Source organism: Segatella copri (assembly GCF_009494835.1).
GTDB lineage: Bacteria > Bacteroidota > Bacteroidia > Bacteroidales > Bacteroidaceae > Prevotella > Prevotella copri_F.
The window spans coordinates 1-25239 of record NZ_VZBE01000032.1 but is presented as its reverse complement, the minus strand read 5'-3'; the positions used below and the strand labels follow the sequence as shown (position 1 = coordinate 25239).

The window sequence follows — 25239 nt, the reverse complement described above, 5'->3', positions numbered from 1 at the left end:
CTCTCTGGTCTGAGTTATTTATATGATTGGTTTTGGTTATAGGATTTTCATCTGTTTCTTTCTATTCTATACCTATTTATATATAGGTTTCTGATATTTTATTATATATAGAAGTTCTGATTCCCTATCTTTTGTTCAAAACAGAATCAATTTTTTCTGTTACCAGTTCAGGAGAGATATTCTTCATACATGCGAAGTCTCCCCTAGCGCAAGGCTTGTTACCATAGATACTGCAAGGGCGGCAAGGTAAGTCAAGCTGTACGGCATTGGCAGGATCCTGATGCCAGCCCATGAAACCTGCGTATGGATGGGTAGCTCCCCAGATGCTTACTACAGGAGTGTTAACAAGCGATGCCAAGTGCATATTGGCACTATCCATACTCACCATAACGTGCAGATGACTCATCAGGATGAGTTCCTGTTTCAATCCGTTAAGATGAGAAGAAGCGTTAATGAGTTGTGGATACTTCTCAGCCCAGTCGTTCATCACTGGTGTTTCGTCTTTGCCTCCACCGAAAAGGAAGATATGAGCGTGTGGATGATTGTGGATAAGTCGCTGGATAACTTTTTCCATCAGTTGTATCGGATATATTTTTCCCTCGTGTGCAGCGAAGGGAGCAATACCAATCCACGGCTCTGTTATGTGCTTGTCTTCTAGTGAGATAGCGTTCTCTCCTACTCCGAATACCTCCTGTGGTAAGATACTTAAATCTCCTTGTTTTCCATCCCCATAGATAGATGTGAAATCCATGTGGATAGGATATCCAAGTTGTGCAAAAACATCAGCATAGTTTTGGAACGATGTAGGTTGCTGCACAAGTTTTTTACCATTAGAAGCTACCAGCTTGCGTTTTCCCTTGCGATGTTTGTCAATATGTGCAACCTTGAAGTTATCCAGGTTGAAGCGCATACGCAGATAATCGGAACGCAGCACGCTATGTAAATCGGCAATTGCTGTAAACTGTTTGGCTATCAATCGGCGATAGAGTGCGTTGAGTCCTTTCACCCCTTTGTATTCCTCCTTGATATCAGCTTCCATAAAGCCAACGTTAGGAGCCAAGTCTTCAAAGAAAGGACGGGCAAAGGGACGACTGAGCACAGTAATTCTAACTTTCGGGTATTGTTTGGCCAAAGATTGAATTACAGGTACGGTCATGGCAACATCGCCCATGGCTGAAAATCTAATTACCAGGATATGCTCAGTTTTCATCGTTTTTTTCTTCTATATATAATATAAGGTGAAAAAAGAGAGCCATATCTCTTATTATATAATAAGGTATATGCGCTCTCCTATTCTGTTTTTTTATTTCTTGTAGAGTACAGGATTGGTTGAAGGATCGTTGTACATCTTCATCTGTCGGTAAACCTTCATGTATTTGCGTCCAGCCTCGATATCTTCCAAGAGTTGGTCGATAGCTGTAGAAAGGTCTACCTGCTGTTCCAGGAGTACATCCAGTTTGGCTTGGCATTTCGCTTTGTGCTCAGCCGAAGCTTCCGGGCGTTCCACCTGCTCCTTCATGTGATAAATCTTGAGGGCAAGAATACTCAAGCGGTCAACAGCCCATGCAGGACTCTCAGTGTTGATGCGTGCATCATCCTGAACCTTCACATCTTTGTATGTTTCGCGGAAGTAAGTATCGATTTGCTCAACGAGGTCTGTTCTGTCCTGGTTGCTCTTGTCGATTCTGCGTTTCAATACGAGTGCTTCAGCCGGGTCTATCTGAGGATCACGGATAATATCCTCGAAATGCCACTGTACTGTGTCAATCCAACACTTCAGATAAAGGCAGTTCTCAATGCTACCTTCCTGGTATGGATTATTGATTGGTGTATCAATGTTGTCTTTGATATGATAATCGGCTATCGCCTGATTAAATATCTTATTGGCTTTTTCTGTAAATGTCATAATGGATTTAAATGTTTAATTAATACCGTACAAAAGTAACAAAATAATCTGAAACGACCAACAAAAAAGGAAAAAAATGCCAAAAATATGCACAATTAGGGGGTGTTTGTGCACAATAATGCACTTTTTTCGCCAAAATATTTGTTTATCTCAAAAAAAAAGTGTTCCTTTGCACCCAGATTTTTAATTAGAAATTGATTTATAAACATTTTAAAAGTTACAATTATGTCAGAAATTGAAAGCAAAGTAAAGGCAATTATCGTTGATAAACTCGGTGTTGATGAGGCTGAAGTTAAGCCAGAGGCAAGCTTCACAAATGATCTTGGTGCAGATTCTTTGGATACTGTAGAGTTGATCATGGAGTTCGAGAAGGAGTTCTCTATCTCTATCCCAGACGATAAGGCTGAGAAGATTGCTACTGTAGGTGACGCTATCTCTTACATTGAGGAGAACGCTAAGTAATTTAGCAGCTAAATTATACTAAATGGAATTAAAGAGAGTTGTTGTAACAGGTCTCGGTGCTGTGACTCCAGTTGGTAATACTCCTGAGGAAACTTGGGAGAGCCTCCTTGCTGGAAAGAGCGGTGCTGCGCCTATTACTCATTTTGATACAACCCTTTTCAAGACCAAGTTCGCTTGCGAGGTTAAAGGCCTGAACATCAATGATTGGATTGATCGTAAGGAAGCTCGCAAGCTTGACCGTTATACCCAGTTGGCTATGATTGCTGCCATGCAGGGTGTAAAGGATGCTAATATCGATCTTGAGAAGGAAGACTTGAACAACGTTGGCGTTGTATTCGGTGTAGGTATCGGTGGTATCAAGACTTTCGAGGATGAGGTGAAGTACTATGGTACTCACGAGGAGAATGGTCCTAAGTTTAACCCATTCTTCATCCCTAAGATGATTGCAGATATCGCTTCAGGTCAGATTTCCATCCATTTTGGATTCCACGGACCAAACTACACTACTACATCTGCATGTGCTTCTTCAAGCAATGCATTGGCTGATGCCTTCAACCTGATTCGTTTGGGTAAGGCAAACATCATCGTTAGCGGTGGTGCAGAGGCTGCTATCTGCGCTTGTGGCGTAGGTGGTTTCAATGCTATGCATGCATTGTCAACACGTAATGATGACCCAGAGCATGCTTCACGTCCGTTCAGCGCAAGCCGTGATGGATTTATCATGGGCGAGGGTGCAGGTTGCTTGATTCTCGAGGAACTTGAGCACGCTAAGGCTCGTGGTGCGAAGATTTATGCTGAGATGGTAGGTGAGGGCGAGAGTGCCGATGCTTATCACATCACAGCATCTCATCCTGAGGGTCTTGGTGCTAAGCTTGTTATGGAGCGTGCACTTGCTGATGCCAATCTGAAACCAGAGGATATTGACTATATCAATGTTCACGGTACATCTACCCACGTAGGTGATATCTCAGAGGCTAAGGCTATCAAGGCTGTCTTCGGTGATGCAGCTTACAAGCTCAACATCAGTTCTACCAAGTCAATGACTGGTCACCTCCTTGGTGCTGCTGGTGCAGTAGAGGCTATGGCTTGTGTTCTTAGTGTGAAGAACGATATCGTTCCTCCTACTATCAACCACGAAGAGGGTGATGATGATCCAGAGCTCGATTACAACTTGAACTTTACCTTCAACAAAGCTCAGAAGCGTGAGGTTCGTGCTGCATTGAGTAATACTTTCGGATTCGGCGGTCACAACTGCTGTGTAGTATTCAAGAAGTATGCTGAATAATTTTATAGATAGGATAAAGCTCTCTTTCCGCAAGGATAAAGAGCTTTATTTGTCTTTATATGAAATCCTCGGTTTTTATCCTCACGACATCAGCTACTACAAGATGGCGCTGTTGCACAAGAGCATCATGCACCGCAATTCTAAGGGAAAACCAGTGAACAACGAGCGGTTGGAGTTCTTGGGTGATGCGGTTTTGGATGCTGTAGTAGGAGATATCGTGTACCAGCATTTCCCTGGCAAGCGTGAGGGATTCCTTACCAATACCCGAAGCAAGTTAGTGCAGCGTGATACGCTGAATAAACTGGCACAGGAAATGGGCATCAACCAGCTGATTCTTTCTAATGGCCACAGTTCTTCTCATAACAGTTATATGGGAGGAAATGCGTTCGAAGCTTTGGTAGGTGCCATTTATCTGGACCGTGGTTACGATGCCTGCATGTATTTTATGCAGAAACGTATTCTGGCACAAATGATAAACATCGATAAGGTGGCTTATAAGGAGGTTAACTTCAAGAGCAAACTCATCGAATGGAGCCAGAAAAACCGCGTGAAGCTGGATTTCGTTATGCTAGACCAGCAAAAAGACAAGAATGGTAGCCCGATTTTCACCTATCAGGTTGTACTCGAAGGTGTTGAAGGTGGAGTAGGAAAGGGCTATTCCAAGAAGGAAAGCCAGCAGGTGGCTTCTAAGACTAGCTTGGAAAAACTGCGCAAAGAACCACAGTATATTGATGCTGTGTTCACAGCTAAGGCTAACCGCACCAAGATGGAAGAGGAACCTGTTGAAAACGTGCCTAACACAGAAGTGAAAGACGATTTCATCATCTCGCAGGATGCTGATGCACAAAACGCACCGGTAGAGGAGAAGCACATCAATGTTTTCAAAGAGGAGGTTTTCACAGAGAAATCTGCCGAAACTGCCCAGGAAACTGAAGTGCAGGTCGAGGTGAAGGAGGAAAAGAAGGAGAGTGATGAGTTCGATTTGAGCGACATCACGGCTCAGCCTAAGGAATTATCAAGAGAAGAGATTATTGCCGCTGCCGAAGCGGCTGCTTTCGGTAACGATGAGTAAACTGTATCTCTTTCCGGATAGGAAATACGATTTAATAGAAGACTCCCATAAGATGGTAAATATCGCCACTTATGGGAGTCTTTTGTGTTGTATATTTCCTTTTTGTATACTTTATCTTACCCTTTTGTATTAAAAAATAGTAAAAACTTTCTCTATATCAAAAGTTTGATTTACTTTTGCATCTACTTAAATGATATATATCTAGATATGAGTTTAACAACGATAGTAAGTAACGTCTTCAAACCTCGGCAGAAGGAGTTGGAGAAGTATGTCTATGATGCAGAACATTTGCAGCATAAAGTGCTTATGCACCTTATAAATAAAGGAAAAAATACTGAATATGGTGTCAAGCATTTATTAAATACCACCAATAGTTATGATAAATTTGCACAGAATATTCCTGTCAATACCTACGAGGAGTTGAAGGGGGATATCGACCGTATGCGTCATGGCGAAAAGGATATTCTATGGCCGGGACTGGTAAAATGGTACGCCAAGTCATCTGGCACCACCAACGATAAGAGTAAGTTTATCCCGGTTTCTCATGATGGCTTGCATGGCATTCATTATGCCGGAGGCTTTGATGCCGTAGCCTATTATCTGCGCAATAATCCGAAGAGCAGACTCTTTGATGGCAAGAGCCTTATCTTAGGTGGAAGCCATTCGCCTAACTATAATGTGTCGGATAGTCTGGTGGGTGACCTGAGCGCTATCCTCATCGAAAATATCAATCCGCTTGCCAATCTGGTGCGTGTTCCTAAGAAGTCAACCGCTCTCCTGAGCGATTTCGAAGTGAAACGCGACCTTATTGCCCGCGAAACGATGAATAAGAACGTAACCAATATCTCGGGTGTTCCTAGCTGGATGCTTAGTGTGCTGGTGCGTGTCATGGAACTTTCCGGCAAGAAGCATCTGGAAGAGGTATGGCCTAATCTGGAGGTATTCTTCCATGGCGGTATTGCCTTTACTCCTTACCGCAAGCAGTATGAACAGCTCATCACTTCGCCGAACATGCATTATATGGAGACTTATAATGCCAGCGAGGGATTCTTCGGACTGCAGGATGATCCGGCAGACCCAGCCATGTCGCTTATGATAGATTATGATGTATTCTACGAGTTTATCCCTATGGACGAATTCGGCAGCGAGAATCCTACCGTTGTGCCTCTCTGGGGTGTTGAGGTAGGCAAGAACTACGCTATGATCATCACCACTTCCTGTGGTTTGTGGCGCTATCTCATCGGCGATACGGTTCAGTTTACCAGCAAGAATCCTTATAAGTTTGTCATTATCGGCCGTACCAAGTACTTTATTAATGCATTTGGCGAGGAACTGATCATGGATAATGCCGAGAAGGGATTGGCTTATGCCTGCGAGAAGACGGGTGCTCAGATTTCTGATTATACCGCTGCGCCGGTTTATATGGACAGTAATGCCAAGTGCCGTCACCAGTGGCTCATAGAGTTCTCTCAGGAGCCAGCCAGCCTCGATGAATTTGCCAGTCTGTTAGACCAGAAGCTGCAGGAAATCAATAGCGATTACGAGGCCAAGCGCTTTCACGACGTTACCCTCCAGCATCTGGAGATAGTGAAGGCCAAGCCGGGACTCTTCAATGAATGGCTGAAGAGCAAGGGCAAGTTAGGTGGACAGCATAAGATTCCACGCTTGAGCAACAGCCGCAAGAACATTGATGAGATGCTCATGATGAACAAATAAAACAAGCTGCATGCTTCTTCCGCCTGAAGTTGAAGTGATGCTGCGATATTAAGAAGATATAAAGAATGATTCAATTGAACGACATAAAGAGCAAGTTGAAGGCAAATTCACTGTTTCTGCCTTTCTACGTCTTAGCTTTCCTCATGTTGGCATCCTGTGCCAAGATGGGACAGCCGGATGGTGGTTGGTTCGACGAAACTCCTCCTAAGGTGATTGGAGCTTCGCCAGCCGATAAGGGCGTAAATGTGAAGCAGAAGAAGGTGAATATCTATTTCGACGAATATATCAAGGTAGATAATCCTACCGAGAAAGTGGTTGTTTCGCCTCCGCAGCTCGAAGTGCCTGAAATCAAGGCTTCGGGCAAGCATATTCAGATTTCTCTGGTAGATTCGCTCAAGCCGAATACTACCTATACCATCGACTTTTCCGATGCCATCAGCGATAATAACGAGGGCAATCCGATGGGAAACTATACCTACAGTTTCTCTACCGGCGAGGTCATCGATACGATGGAGGTGTCGGGATATGTGCTCGAATCAGAGAATCTGGAGCCTATCAAGGGTATTCTGGTAGGTCTTTACGCTGATCATGCCGATTCAGCCTTCAAGACCAAGCCTATGCTGCGTGTAAGCCGTACCGACAGCCGTGGTCGCTTCGTCATAAAAGGTGTGGCTCCGGGCTCTTACCGCATCTATGCCCTGCAGGATATGGATGGCAACTATATGTTCAGCCAGAAAAGCGAAAAACTCGCTTTTTCTCATGATATTATCGTGCCGTCAAGCAAGCCGGATGTACGACAGGATACTACATGGATTGATTCCTTGCATATCAAGTCGATAGATCAGGTTAATTATACTCATTTTCTACCGGATAATGTAGTGCTCCGTGCCTTTACCGAACTGGTTTCCGACCGCTTCTTCCTCAAGGCAGAGCGTCAGAAGGCCAACTGCTTCTCGCTCTATTACAGTTATGGTGATTCTATCCTGCCACAGATCAAGGGCTTGAATTTTAATGAGAAAGATGCCTTTATTCTGGAAAAATCGGAGAAGAACGATACGCTTACCTATTGGCTCAAGGATACGGCGCTGGTCAACCAGGATACGCTGAATATAGAGCTTACTTACCGTATGACAGACAGTACGGGCGTGCTCCGCAACCAGACTGATACGCTCGAAATTCTTTCGAAGGAACCTTACGAAAAGCGTATGAAGGCGCAGGCTAAGGAACTGGAGAAATGGACCAAGAAGCAGGAAAAACTGAAGAAGAAGGGTGAACCTTATGATAGCGTGATGGCTGTAAAACCGCTTGATGTTCAGATGAGTGTCTCTTCTCAGCTCGATCCTGATAAGAATGTTATCTTCACCTTCAATACGCCGCTTGCCAAGGCCGATACGGCAGGCATTCATCTCTATGCCAAGCATGATACGCTATGGTATAGGGCGCCGATGGAGTTTAAGCCGCTGGGCAACCGCAAGTATATTCTGAGAGGCGAGTGGCGTCCGGACATAGAATATAGTCTGGAGGTTGATTCTGCCGCATTCCAGGACATCTACGGACTTGTATCTAAACCTGTGAAACAGGGTTTCAAGGTCAATTCCCTGGATACTTACGGCACGCTGCTCATTAATGTAACTCACGATTTCGACAATCATCCGCTCCTCGTTCAGCTACTCAATGCGCAGGATCAGGTGGTGAAAGAAGTGAAGGCAGTGAACGGTGTAGCCGAATTCTATTATCTCAAGCCGGAGAAGTATTACATGCGTCTGATAGTAGACCGCAACGGCAACGGCAAGTGGGATACAGGCTGCTATGATAAGGATGAACAGGCAGAAGAGGTGTATTACTATCCAGACGTGATAGAATGCAAGGCTAAATGGGATTTAACCGAGAGTTGGGATCCTACGGCCCGTGAACTTTCCCGTCAGAAGCCTGGTGCCATTACCAAGCAGAAGCCTGATAAAGAAAAGAAAGTTAAGAACCAGAATGCGCAACGTGCCAAGAAACTTGGCATCGAGTACATTCCTAAATTATAAAGAGTTATGAAAACGATCAAATCATTCGGGATTGCATTATTGCTACTTCTGGTCAGCACTACGGTGTCTGCCCAGTGTACCTTCCGTAATACAGCCTTCAAGTCGGGTGAGTTCCTTACTTACAATCTGTATTACAATTGGAAGTTTGTTTGGGTAAAAGCTGGTAATGCCAGTATGTCTATCGTTCAAACCACCCGTCATGGTAAGCCTGCTTATCGCGGTTCTCTTGTTACAAGAGGCAATAAGCGTGTAGATGATATCTTTGTGCTTCGCGACACTCTGCTCTGCTACAGCGGCACCGATATGGCGCCTATGTATTTCCGTAAGGGAGCTCACGAGGGCAAGCGCTATACGGTAGATGAGGTATTCTACAGCTATTCTGGCGGTAGGTGTCATCTCAAACAGCACCGTCAGCAGCATGATGGTAAGCATGTATGGAAGAATGCCACCTACGATGATTGTGTTTTTGATATGATGAACATCTTCCTGCGTGCCCGCAGTTTCGATCCTGCCAACTGGAAGAAGGGTTATACCGTAAAATTCCCTATTGCTGATGGAAAGAACCGCACTCCAGCTCAGATAAAGTTTGATGGTAAGGTTACCATCAAGGCAGATAATGGTGTGAAGTACCGTTGCCTGCGCCTTGCCTATATGGAGTATGAGAATCGCAAGTATAAGAGAATCGTAGATTTCTATGTAACCGATGATGAGAATCATATTCCTATCCGTTTGGATATGTTCCTCAAATTTGGTGCTGCCAAGGCATTCCTCGTAGGAATGAAGGGTGTGAGAAATCCGGTTTCTTCAATCGTGAAATAAGATAAAACAAAGCTCTCGGTGCATGATGCATCGGGAGCTTTGTTATTAATATGGTTGTGCAAGCTGATTATTTCGGCAGCGATATGGTGAACTCCGACCATTTGCCTTTTTCGCTCTTTACGCTTACTTTGCCGCCATGGGCATTGATTACCTGCAGCACGTAGTTCAGACCGATACCGAAGCCGCCACGGGTTTTCCGGGCATCCTTTTCGTGCTCTGCAGCACGCTCAAAGCGGTTGAAGATGGTTTTCAGCTCGCTTTTGGCAATGCCGATACCCTCATCGAATACCTTGATATATACGTTCTTATCATTTTCTAGGGTGGAAATCTGGATATTGATTTCTTCCTTCGAGTATTTGGTGGCGTTATCTACTATATTGCTGATAGCCTCCTTCAGATATTCCTCATCTGCCAGTGCCGAAGTGGCTCCGAATAGGGTGGTGATATGAATCGGTTTCGCCGATTTCGCCTTGTATTTATCCACCACATCCTCTATCATCGCCTCCAGATCTATTTCAGCCTTCTGGATACTCAGTTTACCATGTTCCAGTTTTGAGATGGTGAGCAGGCGGTTGATGAGGGCAAGCAGATGCTGTGCTTCGTCTTCTACGATACAGAAATATTTCTCCTTCATTTCCGGCTTCTTCTCCAGTACGCCGCTGTGCAGATATTTGGTTCCCATGATGATGGAGGTAAGGGGCGACTTCATGTCGTGAACCATTGCATAGGAGAAATCCTCGCGCAGCAGGCGAACCCTTTCCTGCTCATCGATATAGTTGATTTGGTCGATAAGGCTCAGAATAATGACCACCATGGTGAGTAGAGAAGTGAGCAGGGTGATGCGACTCTGGTAGAGTGCCGAGAAAAAGGCATGTGCCCTCACATCGGCTGCCAGACTCCAGGGATTATCGTAGCCCATCTGGTGAACGCTCATCTGGAATGAGTTGTATATCCAGAAAAGTTGCATGCATAGTACGGCTACCAGCGCCATCGTACCGAGCATTTTGGTTCTGTTTGCCTTCATAATCAGGTGGTTTTAGTATTCTTCTTCATCCTCTTGTATCAGCAATGGTTCTATATTCTTCTTGAGAAGATAGAATCCATAGCCCATCATGCCCAGTCCCAGGATGCATACTAGGATGGTAACCCAGTTGCTGCCCAGGTTGAACGGAATCATATTGGATATGAGATAAACCGCGAATATAACGATGGAACTTCGGGTTTTGCAGTAAAGCCAGAAACCGTATAAGGTGCACGGGAGGGCTGCCAGGACGTAAAATATCCAGAGTGCCATTCCCTCGCCCGAACCTGCTGTCAGCGTAGTTGGCATAATCATGAGCAAGTATACAAGCAGAACGACCCATTTCTTCTTTCCGCTTTTCAGAAGTTCTTCCAGAATGGCACCATAGAAAACGTAGGCTGAGATAAACGTGCCTACCAGCATCAGTGGGAGCAACTGGAAAAAGCCGAACTGGCTCATTTCTTTAGGCATAAAATGAATGCCTAAGTAGCTCATCAGGGCATAATAGGCGATGATAAAGCCCAGCATCGGCATAGAGCCGTAGAGCATGAGTTGCCATTTGCTCTCTGGCTTTACCTTGCCAAGCGTAAAACTCGAAAACTTGCCTTTATGAAAGGTAAACCAGATGATGAGTGTAGCTATCAGGGCGAAAGCTATGATGAAAGGAAACATTTCTGTTGTAGTCATATCTCCCTTGCTGTTGCCTGGCATGTGGTCACTACCTATATAGGCATAATACAGGCCAAAGCTGAAACCGCTTATCAGGATAGTGATGAAAAATTCAGCTATCAGGAGAAAGAAGTATAGTATCGCTTTTAACATATATGTTTGTCTTTAATAATCTGTTTTCTTTTCTATCATTCCGTATAGAGATGATTCGTTTTACTGATTTTCTGAGGCTTGAGATGCGTCTATTCTGCGATGAGTTTGAATCCCACACCTCTGATGGTTTTCAGTTCTACGCCCGGTTCGTCTTCCAGCGCTGTGCGTATTTTCTTGATGAATACATCCAAACTTCTGGAAGCAAAATAGTCTTTGTCTTCCACTCCCCAGAACCGGCTCAATACGGCTTCGCGGCGCACCACCTCGTTTTTGTTTACTGCCAGCAGTTCCAGAATCTTTGCCTCTCGTGCGGTGAGCATTTTCTGTTTACCATTCTGCGTATCTTTCAGAGTAGCATGGTCGGCATCTAGAATGTATTTACCCAGTTTTATCTGGTTGCTGGCGTTTTCGCTGCGGGCTCCGGCTTTCAGTTGGAGCAGGCTATGTATATGAGCATCAAGCTCTTCCGGAATAAACGGCTTCTTCACATAGTTGTTGGCTCCTGCGGCATAACCTGCCTTCAGGTCTTTCGGCGAGGTGAGTCCGGTGGTAAACAGAATTATGGTTTTTCCGTCAACCTCGCGTATTTTCTTCACCATTTCTATTCCGTCCATGATGGGCATGTCGATATCAGATACGATAACATCGGGCTGAAAGTCTTGCCACACCTTCAGTCCTTCCTTGCCGTTTACGGCGGTTTTCACCTCATATCCTCCGATGATATCTTCGAAGCAACTTTTCTCCATATAGGCGAGGTTTTCATCATCCTCTACCAGGAGCAGTTTAGTATTTGCCATAATCTTTTCAGTTTTTGATGATTACAGTTGCAAAGATACATTTTTTTTGTGAAAGAGCCATATAAAGAGGTGGAGATTAACTTAAAGATAACATTCATTCCTGAACTTTTGAAGGCACTATGGATTAGGAACGGGGAGTGATTAGGGGCGGGTATAAATTAGGCACGGATTACGCGGATTACACGGATTTATGGCGCAACTGCTAATAAACCATATCATAATCTCCAATAAAGAGTCGTGTAATCTGTGTAATCTGTGCCTAAATAATTATTGCTTGTCCGAGTCGATGAGGGCGAGCAGATGCTCTACTGCCACCTCCTGCGGAATATTCTTTTCTACGCAAACCTGCTTGCGGTAGAGGCTTACTCGGTTAGGACCGGCACCTACGTAGCCGTAATCGGCATCCGCCATTTCGCCTGGACCATTCACGATACAGCCCATGATACCTATCTTCAGACCCTTGAGATGCTTGGTTGCCTCCTTGATCTTGGCGATGGTTTCACGAAGATCGTAGAGGGTTCTGCCGCATCCCGGACAACTGATATACTCGGTTTTGCTGGTGCGCAGACGGGCTGCCTGGAGAATACCGAAAGCGGTTTCATCTATTGTCTGGGCAGGGATGTCTCCATTGTTCATCAGCCAGATACCATCGGTCAGACCATCAATCATCAAGGCTCCCATATCAGCAGCAGCCTCCAGCTGGAAGTCGCTCTTCTCCTCCTTGCCGTGCTGGTACATCTCGGCAAAAACCACAGGGTTCTTCAAGCCGGCATTCATCATCTCGTGAACCAATGCACGCTGGTCGCCCAGACGGTTCTGATGATTGCTTACGCAGATAACCACTACCTCAGGATGAGCCTTCAGACAGGCGATATATTCCTCGGCAGGAGTTCCAAACTGCAGGGTGAGGAACTTGACGTCTGCCTTGATGCTGGCGATGAGCGGCATCGCCATGGCAGGGAAGATAGGGTAGAGCTTGGCACCAGTCGTCTCTGGCTTGCTGTTCAGCGTCTCGTAAACGTTGTAATCTACGATGTAGCTCTGGCCAGCCACAAACTGCTTAGGCATCTTGCCACCGATGTAGATATAGTCTGGAGTAGCATCCTTGTTCTCACAAGCGGTGCTCTCGCCGTTGATTCGGTTGCTGATAACCACCGGAACGTTGCTGCCGCCGATATTGCCTACAGCCACGGTTTCGCGGCGGGTAGGGCGCAGCCAGTCGAATGAAGGACAAGCTGTGGCAGGAATCATCAGATGCCCCTTCTTCTTGCCGATGTAATCTACCAGATGGCGTGCCACAGGAATCTCTGCAGCCGGTTCCTCGCTCAGGCTTACACGAACGGTATCGCCGATGCCATCAGCCAGGAGGGCACCGATACCTACGGCACTCTTGATTCTGCCATCTTCGCCTTCGCCGGCTTCGGTTACGCCGAGGTGGAGTGGGTAGTTCATGCCTTCCTTCTCCATTTCTTCTACCAGGAGGCGCATGGAGCGAACCATCACAACGGTGTTGGATGACTTGATGCTGATAACCACATCGTGGAAATTCTCCTTCTTGCAGATGCGCAGGAACTCGAGACAGCTCTCTACGATGCCCTCTGGCGTATCGCCGTAGCGATTACGGATGCGGTCGGAGAGTGAACCGTGGTTCACACCGATGCGGATGGCAGTATGGTTCTCCTTGCAGATGTTGAGGAAAGGTACGAAGCGATCCTCAATCTTCTGAAGTTCGTGGGCATACTCCTCGTCGGTATATTCCTGCTTGATGAACTTGCGGGCAGGATCCACGTAGTTGCCAGGATTGACGCGCACTTTCTCGCAATAGAGAGCAGCCACGTCGGCAACGTTAGGATTGAAGTGAACATCGGCTACGAGCGGAGTCTGATAGCCGTCGGCACGGATGCCGGCATTGATGTTTTTCATGTTCTCTGCCTCGCGGGAACCCTGAGTGGTGAAGCGCACCAGCTCGCCACCAGCCTTGATAATCTCCTCAGCCTGTCGCACGCAAGCCTCGGTATCATTGGTGTTGGTGGTGGTCATCGACTGGATGCGGATAGGATTATCGCCACCCAGGTCGATGGCTCCGATATGTGCCACAGAAGAGGCACGGCGGGTATAATTGAATAAATCTACCATAATATATAAGATAAGATATGCCCCAAAAGAATGGGGCATATCACATATTAGATTAATTACACTTGAAGTCGTATTTCACCTCAGCCAGGTCCTTGTTGGCCTTCTCGATCTTGGCACCGAGACCCGCCTTCCAAGCCTCTACCTTCTGAGCCACTTCCTCGTCGGCAAGGGCAATCATTTCAGCAGCGAGGATGGCAGCGTTCTGAGCCGCATTCACACCAACAGTAGCTACAGGAATGCCAGGAGGCATCTGGATGATGCTGAGCATGGCATCAAGACCATCGAGCATACCCTTGATAGGCACGCCGATTACTGGCAGAGGAGTAGATGCTGCGATAACACCAGGAAGGGCGGCAGCCATACCGGCAGCGGCGATGATAACCTTCACGCCACGCTCCTTGGCTCCCTTGGCGAATGACTCTACTGCATCTGGAGTGCGGTGAGCAGAGAGGGCATTAACCTCGAAAGGAATCTGGTTGTCGTTCAACCACTTACATGCTTTTTCCATAACAGGCAGATCGCTTGTACTGCCCATAATAATGCTTACTAATGGTTTCATTTCTTCTTATATTTTATTATAAACTTTATATTACTAATATAGCACAGGCGGTGCCTATCAGGAATCCTGCAACTACCTGTGACAGCGTATGTTGTCGGAGTATCATGCGGGCACTTCCTACTGCGCCTGCCATCATCAGCACAAGGCAGAGCCACCACAGCGGATTGAAATTGAAGGCTACAGAATAAGACACCAGAGCTCCTGCCACACCTCCGATGGCTGCCGTATGGGTGCTGATCTTCCACCATACATTGATGAAGGCGCAAATCATCTGTATCGCCAGCGCTACCACTACGATGATACTGATGACGCGAGGCGTATTGCGGTATTCCATCCAGAAAAAACAGCCGAAGTAACATACGATAGAGAGGATGTAAGGCACAATACGACGCTCCTTCTTGCCCAGCTCACGCGAGGTCCAGCCTTGAACCATGCGGTAGAGGTGGATGAGTAGCGATGGAGCAACGACGGTCAGGAGATAGACCATGCCCAGCATCACCAGTTTGTATCCTATCGGTAACAGCGACATATAACTGAAGATGAACAGAGCTATCAGTCCTACCATCGGCAGATAGAAGGGCGTGAAGATCATGCTCATGATGCGTGCTGTCAATATGATATTCTTCTCTTTCATAACACTAATAACGTATATATTCTTTTTATCTCTCAAATATTTTGTGGTGGGCCCCGGTTTCTTCCTGACTCATACCACTATCTTATTTCCTGAGTCGTGCCACCGGTATGCCCAGTTGCTCCCTATATTTTGCCACCGTACGTCGTGCGATAGGGAATCCCTTCTCCTTCAGCAGTTTGGCGAGTGCATCATCGCTGATCGGCTTTTTCTTGTCTTCTTTCTCGATGATGTCGTGCAGGGCAATCTTGATTTTGCGGGTAGACATCTCTTCGCCGTCTTCAGTGGTGTAGCTGTCTGTGAAGAAGAACTTCAGCGGGAAGGTGCCCCATTTAGTCTGGGCATACTTCACGTTGCTCACTCTCGAGATGGTACTGATGTCCAGTCCCGTGCGTTCTGCTACATCCTTCAGGATCATCGGTTTCAGGTCAGCCTCGTCTCCATCCAGGAAGAACTGCCGCTGTATGTCGATAATTGCCTTCATGGTGACGATGAGGGTATGTCTTCTCTGCTTGATGGCTTCGATGAATCCCTGTGCCTTGTCCACCTTTTCCTTGGCGTAGAGCAGGGCTTCCTTGTCGCTCCGGCTCATCTTGTCTTTATGCTTTCTGTAGGTGTCAATCATGTCGGTGAATGATGGCGAAACCGTCAGTTGCGGAATGTTGCCACGGTTCAGCGAGAATGTAATCGTTCCGTCGTCATTGGTGTCGATGATGAAGTCGGGGGTAATCTGCTGCATGTTTCTTCCCTCTGTTTCGCCCATCGATGCGCCCGGTTTCGGGTTCAGCTTTCTGATTTCTGCCTGCAGGGTTTCTACCTGTGTATCGTTCAGTTCCAGTCCTGCCTTGATCTTGTCCCAATGTTTCTTGGTAAACTCGTCAAAATAGTCGGTAAACACCTCTTCCATCGTCTTGCGGAGCACACCTCTCGGCAGTCTCTTAACCTGCAGCAGGAGGCATTCCTGCAGACTTCTTCCTCCTACACCGGCTGGGTCGAAGGTCTGTAGAATGTGGAGCACGTGCTCGATGTCTTTTTCCGTAACATCGATGTTGTGATAGATAGCGAGTTCATCACAGATGCTGTCCAGGTCCTTGCGGAGCAGTCCGTCGTCATCCAGTGAACCTATGAGATATTCCATTACTTCCTTCTCCTTGTCACTGAGCGGCTGCATGTCCATCTGTTCCTTCAGCTTATCATAGAAAGAGGTGGTGTCGCCGTAAACCATTTCTTCGTAGTCAGCGCTGTCCTGGTTGTTGTATCTGTCTGTATTGTAGTCAGGCATCTGGTCGTCTTTTCCGATGCTTTCCAGTGCCTGGTCCAGTTCGTCTTTTCTTTCTTCTTTTTCTGATTCTGCCTCGTAGGCATCCTCATCGCTGCTGTTGTCGTACTCATCATCTGCGGGCGAATCATCATTGGCGACATTCTCGTTGAGCATGTCGTCTGGGTTCTCGCTTTCCAGAGCGGGATTATCGTCCAGTTCTGCATTGATACTGTCTTCCAGTTCCGTGAGCGGCATTTCCAACAGTTTCACCTGCAGCATTTGCTGGGCTGAAAGTCTTTGAAGTTGCTGTAACTTCTGTGCCTGTGTCTGTATGAGTTTTTGAGCCATAATTACTTAAAGTATTCTTTTAGTTCGTTGGCAAGCTGGTAAAGCTTGTCTGGATTTCCGTTTCCGTATTGGTGCCAGATGTCGCTGCATGCTTCTAGCAGCGGGTGTATCAGCACGTCTTCGCGGTTGAGATAGGGGTCGCAGTACATGAATACGCCCATCGCCTCGGCAATGACCTTCGGTGATGTCCTGATGAGTTTTCCCAGGTCGATGATTTCCGGTGTTTCCGGCACCATGGTGATTGGTGTGAGCTGGAAGTAGAGATCGAGGATGATGATGAGTTTCACGGGGGTGAGCGATGGTTCACTTTCCAGTGGTTCCCAGTTTTTCTCGAATGTTTCCTTCACTTCCACTCCCTCGAAGAACTGTATGGCGTTTCCGCAGCCGTTCATCTGCCTGATGCGCTGTATATCGCGCTTCAGTTTCTGTGGCTTATCGGCATACTTCTCCCATAGTCGCTTGATTCTCGGAGTCACCATTCTGAGTTTGAACATCTGTTCGTGCAGAAACTCAGGTGGAATATGCAGTTCCAGGCTCAAGTCGACCATCCCTTTCGAATAGAGAGGTTTCACGCCCATGGGCTTCTTCTGGTACAGCTGCAACAGCAGGAGCCAGTATTCTTCGTTCCAAAGAGGATGTCTTGCCATAATTTCCTATCTTTATATATCTTCTGCAAAATTACGACTTTTCGTTGGTAAAACAAAATAATTTGGCGGTTATTTTCAGAAAAAATAAAGAGCGCAACTTCGAATGATTTCGAAATTGCGCTCTTCTAATACGATATTCCCAAATTTCTCATAACTCAAGGGCTTTTTGTTACCCTTTCCATTACGAAGCCCGAAGCAGCAATTCTGCTCAGGCGTCATCTTTGGTTATCCCATACATTTGATCTTTTTACCTTCAACTCACCTGTTGAATTATCCTGTTGTCCTTGAATAAACAATCTTTTCTTTACCTTTAAACTAAAACCTAATAAAAAAACAACTAACAATCTTAAACCTAAAAACCTAATAACCTAAACTTTTTGTCGTCCTTGAATAAACAATCTTTTCTTTACCTTAACTAATACCGTTTCACTGAATAAACAATCTTAAATTTACCTTTAAACTAACTAATAACCTAAAACAACTAACAATCTTAACCTAAAAACCTAATAACCTTTTTGTCTTATTGACGATGCAAAGGTACGACGATTTTCCGAACCCACCAAATGTTTTAAGAGAAAATCACATAAAAAAGCCTCTTTTTTGATATAAATCAACTATGTGTGTGCGCACACACGTGCTATTTAACAGCTATTTGATGTATGTCAACCATTTTAACACATTTCTTATGTCTGAAGCCTGTTTGGGAGCTTATACCTTATTATATATGCATCTTCATTATATATGCCTCTTCGCTCATGAACACGGCGATGGTCTTGAGGCGCAGATAGTCTTCTGATAGGTAGATGAGTCCCTTGTTGCCCCAGTTCTTGCCCCATGAATTGCGGCAGACGTAGAATCTCTGCTTGCCTTTCATGAAGGTACCTATGATTTCCATCACATGATCATCGGTGGTGCGAAGCTGTTCAAACTCCTTCTGTCGCGATGCCTGGGTCACGGGGCGTTCCGTCGGCTGTATGTCTACACAGTTCTTCCTTGGTTCCTTGAAGCCAGGTTCGCTGATGTCACCTTCCCAGCATACCGGGTGTCCTTTTTCTACCGCCTTCCTGATGTGGAGCATCAGCTCGTCGAGCGGAAGGTTCAGATAGGCATCGTGCATCCGGTTATCGGGAATCTCGAGCGCAAAGTATTCTCTGTAAGGATGATGCGAGAAACTGGTGAGCGATACATACTCCTCGGGATAGCATACGCTGTGGGCAAACTCTTGAGGGGTATATTCGGCACCCAGCATGTGTACGGCCTTGGCAGGCATGTAGCCTATTTCTGCGTCAAACAGGTCGTTCAGTTCCTCCTTGAGCTGGCTGATGCCCGCTTTCTGCGAGATGGCGCCATCGCACAGTTTCTGCACCTTGCGGCAGAGCACCTTGTAGTTCACGTGCTTCGGATCTTCATAGCTGTCGTAAGGTTGTGCACCATACTTATCTATATAATGTATCAGCATCGGGGCAGTACCGCGCAGGCTGATGTTCTTCTTTCCCTGTGCAAAGTAATATTCCAGTGCCTGTTCTTCCAGCATCATGCGGGCTATGTAGGCGATGGAGAGATTCACGGAATCCCCCTTCATGATGTGCTCGCTTTCGATGGTGGCAAGCATGCCGTATGCCCAGCAGAGTTCGCTGTTGCCCTGGTCCTTGACGGGCGTAGTACTGATCAGGTGGATATGCTCCGGAAGATAATCCTCGCCTCCACCTGTCTCTGAGATACCGGCTCGCTGCTGTCTGTATCCGCAACCGGCGAATACAAGCAGAGCGAGTCCTATGGTTATAATGTTCTTTCTTTCCATGCCGCAAAAATACAAAAAAGATTTTAATCTGTGGCATTAATCTTTCTTAAAACGCCATGGGTTATTAAAATTTCTTGTCATAGCCTGATGCAGGAATCTCCGGCTGGTCAATCGTGAACGACATATTGTTAGGGTAGGTAAAAATCGGACCGGTATAGGTAGTCTTCTTTCCGATAACCAGGTGTACGTTGTCAAAGCTGACGGTCTTGATAACCTTTTCTTCCTTGTCTTTTGCCGTAGCTGTTATATGGATGTCGGTTACATCTTTGTCGGTCAGAAGGGTGTAGAGTGTAGAGTGAATGCTTCTTTCCTGGTGTGCTTTGGCTTCTATAGAAAAGTTTCGGGTGATGGTAGCCTTTTCTTTGCAGAATCCGGTAGAAGGATTGAACACCGTGCCGCAGCTTCCGCTTATCGTGATTTCCTGAGTCTTGGTAGTCAGGGGCATGATGTCGGTAGCACACAGTTCAAAACAGCTGACGGCACGTTTCAGCGAAACACTCTGTGTTACGGCTTTGCTGCCCGATTCCACCTTGATATCCTGCAGGGTATATGCCATATCGCGTACAATATTGTTGGCAAAAGTCATTTCATGCCTTGATTTTACTTCGATTCGTTCTTCCTTCTGCAAATCAGTTTTTGCTGCTACGGCAACGAGCGTGTATTCTCCTGCCGGCACCTGCAGGCTGACGTTTCCGAATTTGTCATCCCAGTTTTCCTGTCTTACGGTATAGCCGGCAGTAGTTTCATCTCCTTTCGGGATGAGACATACTTGCAAATCTGTGTAGAGTTTTGCATCCTTGAGCGATTTCTCGCTCCCGTCGGCTCTTGTTCTGGCAAGATTGCTCTCTTCATCCTGACCGATAGGCACAATGGACCTTTCGAAGAAGCAGAATCTTACTTCTTGGTTCTTGACTTGTGGTGTTGTTTCAAGCATCACGTTTTCTTGTGTGCAACTAACCGTTGTGGTCATTGCCAGGAACAGAATCATTCCTGAGGTAAAAGCTTTCTTCATACGCTTTCACTTTTTAATTAATAATACCAGCCGTAAGACTGGATAGGATTCATATAAAAAGAAGAATATCCTAGGGATATATTCTTATTTATAGGCAAATATAGACAAATAATCATGATTGATTTGTCAATATAATCGAATTTATGTCATTTTTTCTCCATTTTTCTGTGTTTTGTCTTCATTTTGGTGTAACTTTGTACCCGAAAAAAGATAATTGCATTCATGAATACAAAGATAAACGAATTTGAAGTGATGGCACCAGTGGGCTCACGCGAGTCACTGGCTGCTGCCATACAGGCTGGTGCCGACTCCGTATACTTTGGTATCGGCAAGTTGAACATGCGTTCCCATTCAGCCAACCATTTTACTATCGATGATTTGCGTGAGATTGCTGCTACCTGCAACGAGCATGGTATCAAGACCTATCTCACCGTCAATACTGTTATCTACGATAACGACATCCCAACGATGAAGGAAATCATCGATGCAGCCAAGGAGGCAGGCATCTCTGCCGTCATCGCCAGCGATGTGGCTGTAATGAGCTATTGCAATGAAGTGGGCGAGGAGGTTCATTTATCCACACAGTTAAATATCTCAAACACAGAGGCTTTGAAGTTTTATGCACGCTTTGCTGATGTTTCCGTACTGGCACGTGAATTGAACATGGACCAGGTGAAGCACATCCATGAGCAGATAGAGCAGCAGAACATCTGCGGACCTATGGGCAAGCAGATCCGCATCGAAATGTTCTGTCATGGTGCTCTGTGCATGGCTGTATCGGGCAAGTGCTACATGAGTCTCGCTAATGCCAACCGCTCTGCCAACCGTGGCGAGTGTGTGCAGATTTGCCGCCGCAGCTATACTGTTACAGATAACGAAACTGGCAACCAGCTTGAAATCGACAACAAGTATGTGATGAGTCCGAAGGACCTGAAGACCATTCGCTTCATCGACCGCATGATGGATGCCGGTGTGCGCGTCTTCAAGATTGAAGGCCGTGCCCGTGGTCCTGAATACGTATATACCGTAGTGAAATGTTATAAGGAGGCGATAGCTGCCGTGCTCGATGGAACCTTTACCGAGGAGAAGAAGGATGAGTGGGATGAGAAACTCGCCACCGTCTTCAACCGTGGTTTCTGGGATGGTTATTACCAGGGGCAGACTCTCGGTGAATGGAACAAGCATTACGGTTCCGTAGCTACCGAGAAGAAGGTGCTCGTGGGCAAGGTGATGAAATATTTCTCTAAGTTGGGTGTGGCAGAAGTAGCCGTAGAGGCATCTACCTTCGACAAGGGCGAGAAACTGCTGATTACGGGTAACACCACCGGTGTGATGTATCTCCATGCCGATGAAATCCGCTACGACCTGAAACCGGTAGAAACAGCGCAGCAGGGCTGGAGAGTTTCCATCCCTGTACCGGATAAGGTACGCCCTAACGACAAGCTCTATAAGTTGATTACAGTAAACGAAATTAAAGAAATAAAATAATGGCAACAATTAATGAATTGCAGGATGAAGTAGTAGAGGAATTCCAGGATTTCACAGACTGGATGGACAAGTATCAGATGCTCATTGACTTGGGCAACGAGTTGGCTCCTCTCGATGAGAAATACAAGAACGAGCAGAACCTTATCGACGGCTGTCAGAGCCGCGTATGGTTGCAGTGCGATTATGTAGATGGCAAGCTCGTATTCACTGCCGATAGCGATGCGCTCATCGTAAAGGGTATCATCGCCCTCCTCATCCGTGTATTGAGCGGTCATACCCCAACCGAGATTATGGATGCCGACCTCTATTTCGTAGAGAAGATTGGTCTGAAAGACCATTTGAGTCCAACCCGCAGCAATGGTCTTCTGGCGATGATCAAGCAGATTCGCATGTACGCCCTTGCCTACAAGACCAAAGAGGCAGAGGCTTAACCGCCTCTGATTATATTATATATAATAAGGTATATTATAATGCGCAAATTAAGAACGATAGAGATGAACCGCCTCACCCTGGAGGAATTCAAGGAAGCCGAGAAGCTGCCCCTGATAGTGGTCCTGGATGATGTGCGTTCATTATATAATGTAGGAAGTGTTTTCCGTTCCTGCGATGCCTTCCGTGTAGAGGCGGTGTATCTCTGCGGAATCACCGCCACCCCTCCCAATGTCGAGATTCATAAGACGGCATTGGGTGGCGAAGACAGCGTGGATTGGGAATACTTCAAGACTACCGAAGAGGCGGTAGAGAAGTTGAAGCAGAAAGGCTATTTTGTATATAGCATCGAGCAGGTAGAAGGCTCCACCAAGCTCCAGAACCTGCCTGAGGCTCACCCTTCCCTCTCCAAAGGCTACGCCGTGATTTTCGGTAACGAGGTGAAGGGAGTCAAGCAGAACATCGTGGATATGAGCGATGGCTGTCTGGAGATTCCCCAGTTCGGTACCAAGCATTCCCTGAATGTCAGCGTTACCGCCGGTATTGTAGTCTGGGAGTTTGCCAAACTCCTGAAACTATAAGTTGAGTTCGTGCCAAACTTGCGTTTTTTGCCAAGTTTGGCACGAACTCATTTGGTAATACAATGTGTAAAAATCCCCCAATGAGGGATAAAAATGATTAAATTCATCCCTCATTGAGGGAACTTTTCGAAAGAATTCGTCCCTCATTGAGGGATTATTTGTATCTTTGCTGCAGTTTTAAACGATATTCATCTAAAAGAGCAAGATATGATAGACAATAAACTTTATGAATACATGGCGGAGTTATTGAAACGTACTCCGCTTGATTTCATCAGATATAAATATGATGAAATCAACTGGAATGGACGATTAGTAGGTATCGTTGGTCCGCGAGGTGTTGGAAAATCCACCATGATACTTCAGCGCATCAAGCTGTCTAAGGAAGGCCATCACCTGTATGTGTCTGCCGACAACATCTATTTTTCAAATCATTCCTTGATTGACTTTGCTGACGAGTTTATCAAGGAGGGTGGTACACATCTTTATATAGATGAAATTCACAAGTATGCCGGTTGGAGCAGAGAACTGAAGCAAATTTACGACATGCACCCATCCCTGAACCTTATCTTCACCGGTTCATCGGTATTGGACATCAAAAAGGGCGAAGCTGATCTGAGTCGTCGGGCGCTGATGTATATGATGCAAGGCTTGTCGTTCAGGGAATACCTGCAACTTTTTGAAGGCATCAAGACCAGAGTTTTCAGTCTCGACGAAATACTCAATCACCAGGTAGAGATTCCGGGGTTGGATCATCCATTGCCTGTTTTCAGAGCGTACCTCGACCATGGCTATTACCCATTTGCCATAGAGGGAGATTTTACGCAAAGAATGCTGCAGGTGATAGACCAGACGGTAGAAGTTGACATTCCGCAATATGCTGATATGAAAGCTTCAACAGCACGCAAACTGAAGCGTATGCTCGTCATTCTTTCCGGGTTGGCTCCCTACAAGCCAAGCGTAGAGAACCTCGCCACGGAAATCGGGGTAAGCAAGAACAACGTGCCTGATTATCTCGTCTATCTGGAGCGTGCAGGAATGATAGGTCTGCTCAGAGATGATACTTCGGGAATGCGCAATCTGGGGAAGGTGGAAAAAGTTTATGTCGATAACCCAAGTCTGATGTCAGTACTCACCTCTAATCCCAACATAGGAAACATAAGGGAAACTTTCTTCTACAATCAGATGAGAGAAAAACAGGATGTTACTTCCTCCAGGGTTTCCGACTTTACCATTGGTGATTATACCTTTGAGATTGGCGGAAGGAAGAAAGGTAAAAAGCAGATAGAGGATGTAAAAAACGGACGTATCGTAAAAGACGATATAGAGGCGGGGCATGGAATCATCATCCCTCTCTGGTACTTCGGAATGAATTATTAGTGATGCCTGATGGCAAAATAAAAGCCCTCGGTGCTTCAGCACCGGGGGCTTTAAATAAACTATGGCTTTTTACTTTTTTACCTTTAAAGAGTACAGCTGGTAACTCCGAGCGTAGTAGCGATGGCTGTAAGGACGGAGATTGCAATCTGCAAAATCGTTTTCCAAGTATTTGCTTTCATAATCTTTATTTTAATGTTGAATGTTGAGTGTTGAATGTTGACTTTTTTAATGTTGAATGTTGAGTGTTGAATGTTGACTTGGTGGGGGGATGCGCTGGCTTCTAGCCAGGGCGGCCCTCAGGCGAGGGCTTTATTCAAGCCCATCGCCGCTATCCTGAGAGCCGCCTCCGCCGCCTTCTTGGGTTCCACTACCTGTAGTACCTGAGCCGCCCTGGCTGGTGTCAGAGCCGCCGCCCTGAGTTGTGTCACCACCGCCTGTGGTGCCCTCCTCGTCGGTGCCGATGTAGCCGCCGTACTCCTGAATCTTGCACTTCTTGCGCAGCTCGGCATTGCTCCAGCTCTTCGTGTTTCTCACAATCAGGTGCACGCCTTCTACGCTGGCAGCTGTCACCTTCTCCTTGGTATCCTCCGCCTTGGAGCTCATGCCGATGGAGAACAGTCCGAGGTCAGAGAGACGCACGCTCTTGCCGTCGAGAATCAGCTCCTGCAGATGGTCGAGTGCATCCATCAGCACACCGTGGATGGTACCTCGTGAGTAAGGCGAGCCGTGGTCAGAGATATGCGATACGAATCCCTCGAAGTCCACTTCGCGGTCGGTTACCGAAGTAGCATACCACTTCTTCTTACCTGCGTTTTCACCAGTCTGAGGTGTGCGCTGTACTTTACGATATTTCAATGTTCCTTTTACTTCCATGATCTTAAATTTTTAAAGGGTTAATAAAATATTGATTGTTAACTTTGTGGGATGCGCTTTGTCAAGTGCAGCCTTTCTTCGAACGACAGTGCAAAGATACGCCAATTTCCCGATACCACCAAATTTCAGCGTGTGATAAGGCGCGATTTTCAGCACGCTTTCA

At 46.2% G+C, this 25239-nt stretch carries 24 protein-coding genes; 10 read left to right on the top strand and 14 right to left on the bottom strand.

Features of this window, described 5'->3' with window-relative positions; translation table 11 throughout:
* Positions 1–124: 124 nt before the first annotated feature.
* Complete coding sequence (locus tag F7D47_RS05355; protein ID WP_022120505.1) at positions 125–1210, bottom strand: glycosyltransferase family 9 protein; 1086 nt, start codon at positions 1208–1210, stop codon at positions 125–127.
* 93 nt (positions 1211–1303) lie between these two features.
* Positions 1304–1906 carry a DUF4254 domain-containing protein gene (locus F7D47_RS05350; RefSeq protein WP_006848239.1) on the bottom strand — a complete coding sequence of 201 codons (603 nt, stop codon included), beginning with the start codon at positions 1904–1906 and terminating at the stop codon, positions 1304–1306.
* 225 nt (positions 1907–2131) lie between these two features.
* Here F7D47_RS05350 and F7D47_RS05345 point away from each other — a divergent pair, with 225 nt between their 5' ends.
* The 6 genes from F7D47_RS05345 (at position 2132) to F7D47_RS05320 (ending at position 9293) form a co-directional block, all read left to right on the top strand.
* Complete coding sequence (locus F7D47_RS05345) at positions 2132–2368, top strand: acyl carrier protein (protein ID WP_006848240.1); 237 nt, start codon at positions 2132–2134, stop codon at positions 2366–2368.
* 22 nt (positions 2369–2390) lie between these two features.
* Entirely contained in the window at positions 2391–3653 is a 1263-nt protein-coding gene (fabF, locus tag F7D47_RS05340) for a beta-ketoacyl-ACP synthase II (RefSeq protein WP_006848241.1), read from the top strand.
* Positions 3643–4725: a ribonuclease III gene (gene rnc / locus F7D47_RS05335; RefSeq protein WP_153084920.1), complete on the top strand. Its 1083-nt coding sequence runs from the start codon at positions 3643–3645 to the stop codon at positions 4723–4725. The genes fabF and rnc overlap by 11 nt, the downstream gene beginning before the upstream one ends.
* A 207-nt stretch (positions 4726–4932) precedes the next feature.
* Positions 4933–6441: a GH3 auxin-responsive promoter family protein gene (locus F7D47_RS05330; protein WP_153084919.1), complete on the top strand. Its 1509-nt coding sequence runs from the start codon at positions 4933–4935 to the stop codon at positions 6439–6441.
* Between the two features lie 65 nt (positions 6442–6506).
* A complete protein-coding gene (locus F7D47_RS05325; RefSeq protein ID WP_118254461.1) occupies positions 6507–8474 on the top strand; it encodes an Ig-like domain-containing domain in 1968 nt (655 codons plus the stop codon).
* A 6-nt stretch (positions 8475–8480) separates the two neighbouring features.
* Positions 8481–9293 carry a DUF3108 domain-containing protein gene (locus F7D47_RS05320; RefSeq protein ID WP_022120510.1) on the top strand — a complete coding sequence of 271 codons (813 nt, stop codon included), beginning with the start codon at positions 8481–8483 and terminating at the stop codon, positions 9291–9293.
* 67 nt (positions 9294–9360) lie between these two features.
* Here F7D47_RS05320 and F7D47_RS05315 read toward each other — a convergent pair whose 3' ends face one another.
* The 10 genes from F7D47_RS05315 to F7D47_RS05270 form a co-directional block, all read right to left on the bottom strand.
* Positions 9361–10317: a sensor histidine kinase gene (locus F7D47_RS05315; protein ID WP_153084918.1), complete on the bottom strand. Its 957-nt coding sequence runs from the start codon at positions 10315–10317 to the stop codon at positions 9361–9363.
* A gap of 12 nt (positions 10318–10329) precedes the next feature.
* Positions 10330–11136 (bottom strand): hypothetical protein, encoded by an 807-nt coding sequence (locus F7D47_RS05310; protein ID WP_153084917.1) that lies wholly within the window; start codon positions 11134–11136, stop codon positions 10330–10332.
* Between the two features lie 89 nt (positions 11137–11225).
* Complete coding sequence (locus tag F7D47_RS05305) at positions 11226–11933, bottom strand: response regulator transcription factor (protein WP_153084916.1); 708 nt, start codon at positions 11931–11933, stop codon at positions 11226–11228.
* 267 nt (positions 11934–12200) lie between these two features.
* A complete protein-coding gene (locus tag F7D47_RS05300) occupies positions 12201–14069 on the bottom strand; it encodes a 4-hydroxy-3-methylbut-2-en-1-yl diphosphate synthase (RefSeq protein WP_118190459.1) in 1869 nt (622 codons plus the stop codon).
* A gap of 52 nt (positions 14070–14121) precedes the next feature.
* Positions 14122–14628: a 5-(carboxyamino)imidazole ribonucleotide mutase gene (gene purE, locus F7D47_RS05295; protein WP_006848250.1), complete on the bottom strand. Its 507-nt coding sequence runs from the start codon at positions 14626–14628 to the stop codon at positions 14122–14124.
* 25 nt (positions 14629–14653) lie between these two features.
* Entirely contained in the window at positions 14654–15262 is a 609-nt protein-coding gene (locus F7D47_RS05290; protein ID WP_006848251.1) for a phosphatase PAP2 family protein, read from the bottom strand.
* An 82-nt stretch (positions 15263–15344) separates the two neighbouring features.
* Positions 15345–16868: an RNA polymerase factor sigma-54 gene (rpoN, locus tag F7D47_RS05285; protein ID WP_006848252.1), complete on the bottom strand. Its 1524-nt coding sequence runs from the start codon at positions 16866–16868 to the stop codon at positions 15345–15347.
* A gap of 2 nt (positions 16869–16870) precedes the next feature.
* Complete coding sequence (locus F7D47_RS05280) at positions 16871–17515, bottom strand: hypothetical protein (protein ID WP_119229500.1); 645 nt, start codon at positions 17513–17515, stop codon at positions 16871–16873.
* 718 nt (positions 17516–18233) lie between these two features.
* Positions 18234–19316 carry a C1 family peptidase gene (locus F7D47_RS05275; protein ID WP_153084915.1) on the bottom strand — a complete coding sequence of 361 codons (1083 nt, stop codon included), beginning with the start codon at positions 19314–19316 and terminating at the stop codon, positions 18234–18236.
* 64 nt (positions 19317–19380) lie between these two features.
* Positions 19381–20328 (bottom strand): FimB/Mfa2 family fimbrial subunit, encoded by a 948-nt coding sequence (locus F7D47_RS05270; protein ID WP_153084914.1) that lies wholly within the window; start codon positions 20326–20328, stop codon positions 19381–19383.
* 222 nt (positions 20329–20550) lie between these two features.
* Here F7D47_RS05270 and F7D47_RS05265 point away from each other — a divergent pair, with 222 nt between their 5' ends.
* The 4 genes from F7D47_RS05265 (at position 20551) to F7D47_RS05250 (ending at position 24203) form a co-directional block, all read left to right on the top strand.
* Positions 20551–21816, top strand: a complete 1266-nt coding sequence (locus tag F7D47_RS05265; RefSeq protein WP_006848256.1) for a peptidase U32 family protein — start codon at positions 20551–20553, stop codon at positions 21814–21816.
* Positions 21816–22247, top strand: a complete 432-nt coding sequence (locus F7D47_RS05260; RefSeq protein ID WP_006848257.1) for a SufE family protein — start codon at positions 21816–21818, stop codon at positions 22245–22247. Before F7D47_RS05265 ends, F7D47_RS05260 begins: the two co-directional genes overlap by 1 nt.
* Before the next feature lie 39 nt (positions 22248–22286).
* Positions 22287–22826, top strand: coding sequence for an RNA methyltransferase (locus F7D47_RS05255; RefSeq protein ID WP_022120523.1), 540 nt, complete (start codon positions 22287–22289; stop codon positions 22824–22826).
* A gap of 207 nt (positions 22827–23033) precedes the next feature.
* Positions 23034–24203 (top strand): ATP-binding protein, encoded by a 1170-nt coding sequence (locus tag F7D47_RS05250; RefSeq protein ID WP_153084913.1) that lies wholly within the window; start codon positions 23034–23036, stop codon positions 24201–24203.
* Positions 24204–24286: 83 nt separating this feature from the next.
* On the opposite strand, the gene F7D47_RS05245 is transcribed toward F7D47_RS05250, so the two are convergent.
* Together F7D47_RS05245 and F7D47_RS05240 are read right to left on the bottom strand one after the other, a co-directional pair.
* Complete coding sequence (locus F7D47_RS05245; RefSeq protein ID WP_153083965.1) at positions 24287–24382, bottom strand: smalltalk protein; 96 nt, start codon at positions 24380–24382, stop codon at positions 24287–24289.
* Positions 24383–24512: 130 nt separating this feature from the next.
* Complete coding sequence (locus tag F7D47_RS05240) at positions 24513–25076, bottom strand: HU family DNA-binding protein (RefSeq protein WP_118080665.1); 564 nt, start codon at positions 25074–25076, stop codon at positions 24513–24515.
* Between the last annotated feature and the right edge of the window lie 163 nt (positions 25077–25239).